Raw genomic sequence first — 11195 nt, forward strand, 5'->3', positions numbered from 1 at the left:
ACATTCCCCCCGGTTGGTCTGCCATGAGAATGGCCATAGGTGCCCCGCGTGGGCAAATCTCGCAGCCGCGATGAATGTTCTCTCTGGCCCCTGGCCTGCACGCGTTACCTGGGCGCTCGGGCCGCTGCTGGTGGCCCCGGCCCTCGGCGCCTCCCTGGAGCAGCACAGTCGCGCCGTTGCCCTCACCGGGGCGGCGCTGGCCTGGGCCACCTGGGCGGGGGTGTTGGTGGCCGTGCTGGTGCCTCGTACCGTGAGCCTCACGGCCCTGCGGGTAGCGGCCCCGGCGGTGCTGGTGAGCGCCATCTGGGCCGCGTCGGCCGGGGGCTCCACCGTCGCCTCGGTGTCGGCCCTAGTCGCCGGTTCTCTCACGGTGATGGCGGCGTTTTCTCCTTTCACGGGGCAATGCTTTGTGAACGGCTCGGCCTATGGCGATGAGTATCGCCTGCCCCTTCGGGTGCCCGCCGCGGTGCTGCTGGGTCCCATCGTGCTGGCCGAAATCGCCGTCGTCACACCGGTGGTGGCCGGTCCGCTCCTGTTGGCCGCCGGCCAGTGGGTGGCTGGCGGACTCGTCGTGGTGATCGGTGCACCAACCGCCTGGTTCGCCCTGCGGGCGCTGCACGGCTTGAGTCGGCGCTGGGTGGTATTCGTACCGGCCGGCCTGGTGCTACACGACCGGCACACGATGAACGAAGCCGTCTTGTTTCCCCGGCGCCTGATTGCTCGGCTCGGCCCGGCGCGTGATCCTCTCCCCCCCGACACGCTCGACCTCACCGCGGGATCGTTGGGACTGGCCGTGGAACTCGTAGTGAGCTCGCCGCTGGAGGTGGCGCCGCGGCGCAATGACCGCACGGTGAAGGTGGTGACGGTGCCGTCGGTGGTCTTTACTCCCACCCGTCCCGGAGCCCTCTTGGCCGAGGCCACCCGTCGTCGCCTCCCGGTGGAGTAAGCAGCATCGATAGGCGGCACCGCGGCCACTGATTACGCTGCGGGCATGGCTGCAGCGCGTCCACACCAGCGTTTGATCCGCAGAATCAGCTTGGCTCTCGTGCTGTTCGGGGCCGTAGTGGCCCTCTGGGCCACGTTGCCGTATTCCGATGCCGTCCCCTTGGCGGTAGCGGAGGACCAACCCGCCGCGTCGGTCACCTTCACCTGCCCCGCAATCATCGGCGGCGATAGCCGGCCCATCCCCAGCGCCGCGGCCCGCCAGGCCCGCCAGGCCGGGGAGTTAACCCGCCGTCCGTGCGAACCGTTGGAACAAACGCGACGCGTGCTCACCGTCGTGGACCTAGTGATGGTGGCCTTCGCCTTGGGCTGTCTCATCCGGTACCGCACCCAAGGTGCTCAGGCCACAATGCCGCCCGCCACCACCTCGTCGTTGTCGTAAAGCACCACGCTCTGGCCGGGGGCCACCCGTCGGCTGGGATTGGCGAACATCACGGTGGTGCCCACCACGCGACACCGCTGGGGGGTTCCATGAGCACTCGTCTGGGCCAGCAGTTCGCCGGCCTCCGCTTCACCCACCCAACGAAGCTCCTCCAACACCACTTGGTCCACCAACAGTGCCGCCGCATCGCCGACGGTCACGGTGGCCGCCGGCCCATCCACCTTGATCACATAGGCCACTTCGCTGCCCCCAACCAGGCCCAGGCCTCGCCGTTGGCCGATGGTCACCAATTCCACCTCGGGTACGAATCCCACGGTGGTTCCCGCAGCATCGATCACGCGTCCGGGCCGGGTGGCGATGCGGTCGGCGAGGAACGCACTGCGCCCGCCGGTGGCGGTGATGAAACACACGTCTTGGCTGTCGGGTTTGTCGGCGGTGGCGAGGCCGAGTCGGGTGGCCTCGGCCCGGACTTCACTTTTACTGAGATGTCCCACCGGAAAACTCACCCGAGCCAGGCCCGCGGCATCGAGCACATGCACCACATAGGACTGGTCCTTGCTCGGATCGGCCCCCCGCCGGACGCGTCGCGTGCCATCGGGTCGCTCGACGATGCGCGCGTGGTGCCCGGTGGCTACTGCATCGAAGCCAAGGGCATCAGCGCGGCGTAAGAGCCGATCGAACTTGAGATGGCGATTGCACTCGATGCAGGGGTTGGGGGTGCGGCCCGCCGCGTGAGCGCTGACGTAGGGGGCCACCACGTGCTGGTCGAAATCGTCGCCGAAGTTGAACACGTGGTGGTCGATGCCCAGCCGTCGCGCCACCGAGCGGGCATCGTCGACATCGGCTACCGAGCAGCAGCCTGAGTCCGAGTCGCCGCCCCACAGTTTGAGAGTGGCGCCCACCACCTCGTGGCCGGCTTCCACCAGCAGAGCGGCCGCCACCGACGAGTCGACCCCACCCGACATCGCCACCAGGACACGGGTGGCGGCGGTCATGCCGGTGCCCCGTCACGAGCGTGAGCGGCGAGGCGGGGGGCCGCTTCGAGCACTCCGACGGTGGCGGCGGCCACATCCGCCTCCCGAGTGGACCATCCCATGCTCAAGCGCAGGGAACCGCCCGCCAGGGAGCGATCCAGGCCGAGGGCCGCCAGCACATGAGACGGCTCCTGGGCACCACTGGCACAACTCGATGCGGCCGACGCCAGCACGCGGTGGTCGTGTTCGAGGAGGTACAGCAACGCTTCGCTGTCCACCGCGGGAAGACAGAGGTTGGCGATGCCCGCCACCAAGTGGGACCGCTCACCATCCACCGCCGCACTCTCCACGGCCCCGGGGATGGCGGCGAGGATGGTGTCCACCAAACCATCCCGCCAGATCGTGGCCCGAGCCACCAGGGCCTCGCGGTCGGCCGCCGATGCCCGGGCGGCCGCCGCCAGGGCCACCGCGCCAGCCACGTCTTGAGTACCGCTGCGGCGGTCGCGTTCCTGACCGCCGCCGCGCAACATCGGCTCCAGCACCACACCCCGTCGCACCAAGAGCGCTCCGGTGCCCTTCGGCCCGCCGCATTTGTGGGCGGCGATGGTAACCAAGTCGGCGGCCTCGGTATGGGCACGCACATCAAGCCAGCACAGCGCTTGGGCAGCATCGGTGTGCAGTACGGCTCCCGGGGCGCGGGCCCGCACCACCTCGGCCACCTCAGCCAGCGGCTGGATCGTGCCGACCTCGTTGTTTACGAGCATCACCGATACCAAACTGACGCTGGAATCGAGCGCGTCGGCCAGCGCATCGAGGTCGATCACCCCGCGCTCGTCCACGGGCACAACACGGCCCCCGGCGGCCCTCACCGGATCGAGCACGGCATGGTGTTCAATGGCGGAGCACACCGCCACGCCGCCACGGGTGCCCAAGACCCCGTGCACCGCCAGGTTGTCGGCTTCGGTGCCACCGCTGGTGAATACGACATCACCGGGGGCGCCACCCACCACCGCCACCAACTCCGCCCGGGCGGCATCGAGCGCGGCGCGCGCCGCTCGGGCCAAAGCATGCGCCCCGGAGGGGTTGCCGTAACCCTCGGTGAGCAAGGGCACCAACGCGGCAATGACCTCGGGGCGGGCCGGGGTGCTAGCGGCGTGGTCGAGATAGTGCCAGACCGACATCAGCAGGCCGGGGGCACCAGCGAGGCCGCGGCGGGCGCCGAGAACCTTGGCATCGGGGACCGGGGTGAGGACCGAGGCGCGACGAACGGGCTATCCACCGTTGTGCTCCCATCGCGAACGACCCATTCCACCGAAAGATTCTAGCGGGCCCTCCCGCGTGACGGCGGGGCGCTCGGCCCACGGAGGTGAAGAAGCGCCGCGGCGAGGAACCCTCTGCTCGTCGGCCAGCGTCCCCGTTTTCGGCTGGGGCCAGGGTAACCTTGTGCCTGTGCATAGAGGCATTTTCGACCACCAATGAGCCAACTGCGCCTGAACCCTCTGACGGGTCGTTGGGTCACTGTGTCGACAGGACGAGCCGACCGACCTGGTGAATTGATCTCGCGGCAATCGCCGGTGGAATCAGACCCCGATCGCCTCTGCCCGTTCTGTCCCGGCAACGAGGAGGCCACTCCCCCGGCGCTGGAGACCTACGGGGCCAGTGGGCGCTGGCAGGTTCGTGTGGTGCCAAACCTGTTCCCGGCCTTTGTTGGCAACAACGCCCTGCGGGTGCAGAACCTTGGGCCGGTGTGGACGCAGGCCACCGCCAGTGGGGTGCACGAGGTGCTGGTGTTTAGCCCTGATCACACGGGAAGTTGGGCCGACCTCGACGACAAGCAAGCTGGGTTGGCCATGGCGGCTATTCGCGATCGCATGGAAGACCACGCCCGTCGCTCCACCGTTCGGTACACGCAAGCCATCGTGAACGCAGGCCGGGAGGCCGGGGCATCGCTGGAACACCCCCACGGCCAGTTGCTCGGCATTCCCTTTGTGCCTGGCGAGATCGCCGAGGAGGAGGCTGGCTTCCGTCGCCACGAGGGCTCGTGTCTGCTGTGCACGACCGCCGAGGCCGAGGTGCAGGCCGGGCACCGAGTGGTGCTGGCCGATGAGCAAGCCCTGGTGATCTGTCCGTTCTGGAGTGGTGCGCCCTACGAGATGCTGGTGATCCCGCGATCACACGAAGTGCACCTGGAGTCCACGTCGCCCCCCGATGTGGTGGCGGTGGGCCGAGCCATCCGCGATGCGCTCCTTCGCCTCCGCCGCCACGTTGGTGATACCGCCTACAACCTCGTGTTTCACACGGCCCCCCATCACCACGAAGGTCCGTTTCACTGGCACGTCCATATCGTGCCGCGGCTCACCAGCCTGGCCGGTTTTGAGCAGGGAACCGGCGTGATGATCAACATCGTCGCCCCGGAACTAGCCGCCCAGCATCTCGCCGGCTAGGCGAGGCGCCGCTGACGGGTTGCTTCGGCGTACGCCTGCCGCTTGGGGACACCGAGGCGAGCGGCCACCGCCGTGGCTGCGTCACGGGCGGTATCACCGCTGGCCAAGCAGGCCCGCACGGCCACTTCCACATCGTGATCACTGGCCGGGGTGGGCGGGGGGGCACCGTTGAGCACCACCACGAACTCGCCCCGGGGTGGGTTCGCACTCACCCACCCCAATGCGTCCGCCAGCGTGCCGCGCCAATGCTCTTCGTGGAGTTTGGTGAGTTCGCGCCCTACCGCCACGGCTCGATCCGAACCGCACACGGCGGCCAGATCGGCCAGGGTCCGGGCCATCCGGTGGGGCGCTTCGTAGAGGACGACGGTGCGTGGCTCGCGAGCCACGTCGGCCAGACGAGCGGAGCGGGCCGAGCCCTGACGGGGCAGGAAGCCTTCGAACACGAAGCGACCGGCACTCAGACCACTCGCCACCAACGCGGTGATGGCGGCGGAGGGTCCGGGCACGACCTCCACGGGGTAGCCCGCTGTCACGGCGGCCTGTACCAGTCGCTCGCCGGGGTCGGAGATGCCGGGCATCCCAGCATCGGTGACCACGGCCACGCGTTCCCCCATGGCCAAGCGGCTGAGCACCCCGGTGATGGCCTGCGATTCGGTGTGATCGTTCACCACCAGCAGCGGTCGCCGTTCTACCCCGGCGTGCTGCAGGAGACGACCGGTGCGACGGGTGTCCTCGCAACAGATGACATCGGCGGCCCGCAACGCCTCAACAGCGCGGGGCGAAAGATCGCCGAGGTTGCCGATGGGCGTACCCACGAGGACGAGTGGCACGCGTCAGTCCCGGCACTCGAGTTGGTCGCCTATTGCGAGGCTCCAGCGGGCGAAGGCTCCCGCTTCGGCTTCCACGATGGATCGGGCGCGCCACACCGGGCGGCTGATGCGATGACGAGCCAGGCGGGCGGTGCGCAAGACGGTGAGGTTGCTGTCGAGCCACGCCACGTCGATCGGAAAGCGCATCCCGATGGAGTGCACGGACCGGGCGGGGTGGAGCAGCAGGGCCCCATCCACGGCGGCTTGGCCGAGGAGACCCTTGCGGCGAGCCGCGCGCGTCTCGGCCACCTGCAGAGAGGCCAGCACCTCTCCCTGTCGCAACAACCAAGGCACAGACGGTGAGGCTAGGGCCATCGGCACCGCCGATACGCCGATGGCGCGCGACGCTCATCAGACGTTGAAGCGGATCTCCATCACATCACCGTCCTGCACCACGTATTCCTTGCCCTCCACCCGTAGTTTGCCCACGTCTCGGGCGGCGCTCCAGGAACCGAGGTCGATGAGTTCGTCCCAATGGATGACCTCAGCCCGGATGAACCCGCGTTCGAAATCGGTATGGATCACGCCGGCGCATTGGGGGGCTTTGTAGCCGGAGCGGAACGTCCAAGCCCGGGATTCCTTTTCGCCGGTGGTCAAGAAGGTGCGCAGGCCGAGCAGTTTGTAGGCGGCGTGCAGGAAGGTGGGCAGCGCCCCCTCACCGAGGCCAAGACCTTCGAGCATCTCAGCCCGTTCGTTGGCGTCGAGCATGGCGGCCTCGGCTTCGAGTTGTACGCACATCCCGATCACCTCGGCCCGGCCGGCCAACTCGGCGCGCACCGGGGCGACGACCGCTTCCATGTCCTCGAGTTGGTCCTCGGCGATGTTCACCAGCGCCAGGACCGGTCGGTTCGTGAGCAAGAAGTAGTTCCCCAGCAGGACTCGATCGCTCTCAGCGAGGTTCGACCGGTAGATCGGCGTACCGGCTTCCAGCACCGCTTTCGCCCGGTCGAGGGCGGCCACTTCATCCACGAGGGACTTGTCGCCCTTGGCGGCCTTGCGGCGCTTTTCGATCTGGTTCTCTACCGTTTCGAGATCGGCGTAGGTGAGTTCGAGTTCCACCACACCCAGGTGTTCGAGCGGATCCGATGGCCCGGGCACGTCGTCATCAGCGAAGGCCCGCAGCACGAAGATGATGGCGTCGACCTCGCGGATGTGGCTGAGGAACTTGTTGCCAAGGCCCTCGCCGCGGCTGGCCCCCGCCACCAGACCACCGATGTCTACGAACTGCACGGTGGCGGGCACCACGTTCTTGCTGTGGCTCATCGCCGCCAGTGCATCGAGGCGCGGGTCGGGCACACGGGCCATGCCCACGTTGGGATCGGTGGTGGCAAAGGCGTAGGGGGCCGCCAGCGCGCCGCCGCCGGCGAGGGCGTTGTAGAGAGACGACTTGCCGGCATTGGGGAGACCGACGAACCCAAACCGCTCCATGGCGGTGCAGAGTACGAGGGCTACGGGCCCGTCGGCGACTCCGGGGGCAGACCCGGGATTGGCAGCGGCAGTTGGTGGTGGCTGGAGGCGCAAGGCGAGATGGAAATCCCCCGCCCACATTCGCCCCGGGGGGCCGGGCGGTGGCTATTCGCCAAGGGCTTGCTGACGCCACTCGTGAATGCGGGACCGACGGGACGTTGATTGCCGATCGTGCCAGAGGTGGACGTCGTCCACGATGGAGGCCACCAAGTCCACGGTGGTCGGCGAGTCGATCTTCCATCCACTGGAGTCGTGGTTGAGATCAACCACGTATTGCAATCTCAGGATGTCGCCATCGACGCCGCACTCGGGAAGAAGCGCTGCGAACACGAACCCGAGTTCGCCTATGCCGGCCGCGCACCAACCGATGGAGGGCTCACTGACCGGCAGGTCAAGGATCACGACGGGACTCCCACCGGCGAGGGCATCGTCGAGTAGTTCCATGATTCGATCGATCAAATCAGAGCCGCTCTGGACAACTTCGAGCTTGGCGATACCGGTGCCGGGATCGGTGTGGGACAGAACGATGCAGGTGGCGTCCCGGTCGAGTGGCGCCTCCGGTTCGTGGAGCGTGCGATCGATGCCGCTGCTAGCAATCACCGCCGCCAGATGCTTCACCGCCACCGGCGGCGGGTAGAGATCCCGGTGCGGGACTTCGGCGAGCGGGATGAACGCGCAAAGCACCGAAACACGGCCGCCGACATCGACGTCATCAAACCCGGCGACGCGGCGGGGGTTGGACCAGTTGAGAAAAACGCCGGTGTCGTACCCCACGATGTGGGCTTGCCTCTGGGTGACCGTGTGCACCATCACCGGCTCACCGATAATACCCACCACATCCTCATCGGCGATCAAAGCGTGGAGGCTGGTTCCGATGCTCCCGAGGAGGCCTCGCTGGCGGTAGCGGGGGTCGACCATGCCGGCACCGCCGTGAAATACTGATCCACCCGGTCGGATTCGTTGGTAGGAAACGTGACCGATCATTTCACCCGCATCGTTCTCAGCAATTCCGGCCAACCGGGTGCGGTCCCGCAACTGATCGTCGATGTCGTCGGGGATGTAGGCCGACCGTTTGTAGTCGTAGCCATAGCAGCGAAAGGCCAAACGGGCGAAGGCCTCTGAATCGCCAGGAACCATGCGGCGGAAGGTAACCACCTCATCAGCGGGGGCCAGCACCACATCGTCGAGCGAGGAGACGGCGGCGGCCGGCGTCGGCCCGGTAGCGGGGGGAAAGGCTACGAACACGTCGGCGGTGGGACCATCGGGCGACACCCCGATCACCGTCAGGCGATCGACGCAGCCGGCGGCGGCCAACTGTTTGGCTCGTCGAATGGCGCTTCGGTCGGGCGAAATGGGCAGACCGCGATCGTGGAGACGCAGGCCGACGCCCTCAGATTCTACTGCCACGGTCAGTTCGATCGATGGTTCATCCTCAGGGCTTTCCGAGCACCGGAGCACGGCATCGAGACACAGGGCTTCGATCACGCAGCGCGCCTCGTTGGAGCGCGAGTCGCTCAGGCCGGCCGAGAGCAGAGCCGCCGCCGCCGCCGCCCCCACAATCGACGCACACGACTGATTGGCGGGCACCCGCACCACGGTGAAGGGTTGAGTCGCTTGCGCAGACAATGAAACTCCTAACCGAGGAAGTGCGGAACCCTACCTAAACCCTTCATCCGGACGAAAGCGACGCCTACCCGCCGTCCGGGCCCATCTAGGGTCGGGACGTGCCCATCGAGCGTGTGGACGATCCCGGTTCGTACCCCGTGGCCGATGGGCGCGAAGCGTCGCTGGATCTGGCGGCGCTGGGGGGCCTGTTGCAGCGAGCCGGCCGGGAAGTACACGAGGGCCTGCTGCCGGCGTGTCAGATGGCGGTGGCGTACCGCGGTCGGCTTCTGGCCAGCGCCACCTTTGGCGCCTCGGCACGCAGTCGCTTCGTGATCTACTCCTGCACGAAGGCGATCACCGCTGGCGCGCTGTGGCGGGTGATGGGCGACGGTTTGTTGTCGCGCCGCACCCAGGTGGCCGATCTCGTTCCGTCCTTCGCCGACAACGGCCTCCACACCCTGACCGTCGAGCACCTGTTGACCCATACCGCCGGTGTTCCCCACGCCCCCATGCCCGACGCCGACTGGACGGATCCCCGGCGGCGGGCAGAGAGGTTTGCCTCGTGGACACCCGAATGGGAACCGGGGTCTCGTTTTGCGTACCACGGCTCCTCGGCCCATTGGGTGCTGGCCCATCTTGTTGAGACGGTTACCGGCACCGATTTCCGGGCCTTCGTGGGCGAGGACATTTTGGGTCCGTTGACCATCGACTCGCTCTGCCTCGGGCCCGCCGCCGAGGACCAAACCGACGTGCTCGATGTGATCGGGGTGGGCGAGGTGATGTCGGAGGCCGACCTCGCGAGCCTCGGTGGCGCGATGGGCTTGGATGTGTCGGCGATCGGTCGCACGGAGCCGGATCTGCTCAGGCACAACGGCCCGGCGGTGCGGGCCATCGGTCAGCCGGGTGGCGGTGCGGTGGGGCGAGCCGCCGACCTGGCGATGTACTACCAGGCGCTCCTCACTAATCCGGGGGGGTTCTGGCCACCCGCCGGGCTGGCCGCGGGCACCGCCGAGGTGGTCTGCGACCTGATCGACCCGATGACCAACGCTCCCGCCCACCGCACCCTTGGCCTGGTGAGGGCCGGGCCGACCGAGTCGGCGATGATGCGCGGCTTCGCGTCGACCAACTCGCCCCGCACCTTCGGACACATGGGCGCCGGCGGGCAGGTCGCCTGGGCCGATCCCGCCACCGGAGTGTCCTTCGCCTACCTCACCAATGGGCTCGACCGGAACCCGCTGCGGATGGGGGCACGAGGCCTGGCGCTGTCGTACCGGGCCGGGGCCATCGCAACGCCGAGGGCCTGAGCACCATCGCCACCCCGGAACCAGTTATCCCATTGGGTGCTCGGCTCCAAACCGGTGGCGGAGCCAACCCCAGCCACCCGTCGACCACAGAGCCCAGATCACGAGAAGCGGCTGAAACCACAGGCGAACCAGCCGTTGCGAGTCGGAGTCCAGCCCGAACGCGTTGGTGCCTTCAACAAATTGGGCGACGTTGCCCGGGAAGATCACGATGAAGAATCCCGCCACGATCACCCCGACCAGCGCGGCGCGGCGGCCGGCGAAGATGAGCGCCGCGCCGAGCGATAACTCCACCAACCCCGATGCCACCACCACGATGTCGGGGTCGATGGGCACCCACGAGGGCACCTGCGCTTGGAACTCGCTGCGCTGCGGACCCAGATGACCGATGCCGGCGATAACTAAGAACACACCCAGCGCCCAACGGGCAATGGTTTTGAGAAGGCTTCGCTCAGTGGTCATGGCCACAGGGTAAAGGCTCCTGGCCCGATGCGGCCGCCCCGCCGCCACCGGTTGGTTCAGCCCGGGGACCAGCCGGGCTCGGCGAGTTCGAAGGTTTCGAAACGGAACGCCGGGCTGACGGTGCAACTCATGAGGGTCCAGGCACCCAGCGGCTCGGCGGCCTGCCACCACCCCGCCGGAACCCGGCGCTGGGGCTCTTCCCCGGCGGCGAGATCTACCCCAAGCATCTGCTCCTGCACCGGACCGCGGCGGTCCTGGGCGAGGGACAGGCGCAAGGGACCACCCCCATGGAAATGCCACACTTCGTCGGCATCCACCCGATGCCACTGGCTGCGCTCCCCGGCGGCCAGAAGGAAATAGATGGCGCTCCCGGCGCCCCGAGAGCCGTCACCGGGGTCGTGGCGCCATGTCTCGCGGTAGTAGCCCCCTTCGGGGTGGGGCGACAGTCTCAGGTTCTCGATCACCTCGGCAGCGTCCATGCCCCATCGTCGCAGACTGGAGATGGCCCCAGGACAACCGGTAACGTCGTCTCCCTTATGTCGAAGCGCACGAAGAAGGCCACCATCCGGGCTCGCAAGAAGAAGGCCAACCATGGCCGTAAGCCCAATCGCGGCCGTAACTCCTAGACCACGGCTCTGAGTGAGGTACCGCCGCCCCCGGCCACCCGAGTCGACGACATTGTCGAAACC

General features: G+C 67.8%; 12 protein-coding genes. 4 read left to right on the forward strand and 8 right to left on the reverse strand.

Features of this window, described 5'->3' with window-relative positions; translation table 11 throughout:
- Positions 1-70 precede the first annotated feature (70 nt).
- Both EXQ71_01880 and EXQ71_01885 read left to right on the forward strand, forming a co-directional pair.
- Positions 71-946, forward strand: a complete 876-nt coding sequence (locus tag EXQ71_01880; protein MSO86253.1) for a hypothetical protein — start codon at positions 71-73, stop codon at positions 944-946.
- A 45-nt stretch (positions 947-991) separates the two neighbouring features.
- Positions 992-1384 carry a hypothetical protein gene (locus EXQ71_01885; protein ID MSO86254.1) on the forward strand — a complete coding sequence of 131 codons (393 nt, stop codon included), beginning with the start codon at positions 992-994 and terminating at the stop codon, positions 1382-1384.
- On the opposite strand, the gene mnmA is transcribed toward EXQ71_01885, so the two are convergent.
- Both mnmA and EXQ71_01895 read right to left on the reverse strand, forming a co-directional pair.
- Positions 1342-2379 carry a tRNA 2-thiouridine(34) synthase MnmA gene (mnmA, locus tag EXQ71_01890; protein MSO86255.1) on the reverse strand — a complete coding sequence of 346 codons (1038 nt, stop codon included), beginning with the start codon at positions 2377-2379 and terminating at the stop codon, positions 1342-1344. The two genes, EXQ71_01885 and mnmA, sit on opposite strands and share 43 nt — an antisense overlap.
- On the reverse strand, positions 2376-3539 hold the full coding sequence (locus EXQ71_01895) for an aminotransferase class V-fold PLP-dependent enzyme (protein MSO86256.1): 1164 nt from the start codon (positions 3537-3539) through the stop codon (positions 2376-2378). The genes mnmA and EXQ71_01895 overlap by 4 nt, the downstream gene beginning before the upstream one ends.
- Before the next feature lie 294 nt (positions 3540-3833).
- On the opposite strand from EXQ71_01895, the gene galT reads away from it, so the two are divergent.
- Positions 3834-4802, forward strand: a complete 969-nt coding sequence (gene galT, locus EXQ71_01900) for a galactose-1-phosphate uridylyltransferase (GenBank protein ID MSO86257.1) — start codon at positions 3834-3836, stop codon at positions 4800-4802.
- On the opposite strand, the gene rsmI is transcribed toward galT, so the two are convergent.
- From rsmI to EXQ71_01920, 4 genes are all read right to left on the reverse strand, one after another.
- On the reverse strand, positions 4799-5632 hold the full coding sequence (gene rsmI / locus EXQ71_01905; GenBank protein ID MSO86258.1) for a 16S rRNA (cytidine(1402)-2'-O)-methyltransferase: 834 nt from the start codon (positions 5630-5632) through the stop codon (positions 4799-4801). The genes galT and rsmI overlap by 4 nt on opposite strands.
- Before the next feature lie 3 nt (positions 5633-5635).
- Positions 5636-5965: a DUF192 domain-containing protein gene (locus EXQ71_01910; GenBank protein ID MSO86259.1), complete on the reverse strand. Its 330-nt coding sequence runs from the start codon at positions 5963-5965 to the stop codon at positions 5636-5638.
- Between the two features lie 57 nt (positions 5966-6022).
- Positions 6023-7099 carry a redox-regulated ATPase YchF gene (ychF, locus tag EXQ71_01915; GenBank protein MSO86260.1) on the reverse strand — a complete coding sequence of 359 codons (1077 nt, stop codon included), beginning with the start codon at positions 7097-7099 and terminating at the stop codon, positions 6023-6025.
- A 144-nt stretch (positions 7100-7243) separates the two neighbouring features.
- Entirely contained in the window at positions 7244-8764 is a 1521-nt protein-coding gene (locus tag EXQ71_01920; protein MSO86261.1) for a GNAT family N-acetyltransferase, read from the reverse strand.
- Between the two features lie 98 nt (positions 8765-8862).
- Here EXQ71_01920 and EXQ71_01925 point away from each other — a divergent pair, with 98 nt between their 5' ends.
- Positions 8863-10047 carry a class A beta-lactamase-related serine hydrolase gene (locus EXQ71_01925; GenBank protein ID MSO86262.1) on the forward strand — a complete coding sequence of 395 codons (1185 nt, stop codon included), beginning with the start codon at positions 8863-8865 and terminating at the stop codon, positions 10045-10047.
- A gap of 24 nt (positions 10048-10071) precedes the next feature.
- On the opposite strand, the gene EXQ71_01930 is transcribed toward EXQ71_01925, so the two are convergent.
- The gene (locus EXQ71_01930; GenBank protein MSO86263.1) at positions 10072-10506 is read right to left on the reverse strand and encodes a DoxX family membrane protein; all 435 of its coding nucleotides are present in this window, start codon (positions 10504-10506) and stop codon (positions 10072-10074) included.
- Positions 10507-10562: 56 nt separating this feature from the next.
- On the reverse strand, positions 10563-10985 hold the full coding sequence (locus EXQ71_01935; protein ID MSO86264.1) for a cupin domain-containing protein: 423 nt from the start codon (positions 10983-10985) through the stop codon (positions 10563-10565).
- Between the last annotated feature and the right edge of the window lie 210 nt (positions 10986-11195).

The sequence above is a fragment of the Acidimicrobiia bacterium genome (assembly GCA_009694375.1).
Lineage (GTDB): Bacteria > Actinomycetota > Acidimicrobiia > Acidimicrobiales > VFJN01 > VFJN01.

What these genes read in the sequence shown, in the direction of transcription:
- mnmA (MSO86255.1), bottom strand. Translation starts at nt 2,379, where the DNA reads ATGACCGCCGCCACCCGTGTCCTGGTGGCGATGTCGGGTGGGGTCGAC.
- EXQ71_01895 (MSO86256.1), bottom strand. Translation starts at nt 3,539, where the DNA reads ATGTCGGTCTGGCACTATCTCGACCACGCCGCTAGCACCCCGGCCCGC.
- EXQ71_01885 (MSO86254.1), top strand. Translation starts at nt 992, where the DNA reads ATGGCTGCAGCGCGTCCACACCAGCGTTTGATCCGCAGAATCAGCTTG.
- galT (MSO86257.1), top strand. Translation starts at nt 3,834, where the DNA reads ATGAGCCAACTGCGCCTGAACCCTCTGACGGGTCGTTGGGTCACTGTG.
- EXQ71_01935 (MSO86264.1), bottom strand. Translation starts at nt 10,985, where the DNA reads ATGGACGCTGCCGAGGTGATCGAGAACCTGAGACTGTCGCCCCACCCC.
- ychF (MSO86260.1), bottom strand. Translation starts at nt 7,099, where the DNA reads ATGGAGCGGTTTGGGTTCGTCGGTCTCCCCAATGCCGGCAAGTCGTCT.
- EXQ71_01930 (MSO86263.1), bottom strand. Translation starts at nt 10,506, where the DNA reads ATGACCACTGAGCGAAGCCTTCTCAAAACCATTGCCCGTTGGGCGCTG.
- EXQ71_01880 (MSO86253.1), top strand. Translation starts at nt 71, where the DNA reads ATGAATGTTCTCTCTGGCCCCTGGCCTGCACGCGTTACCTGGGCGCTC.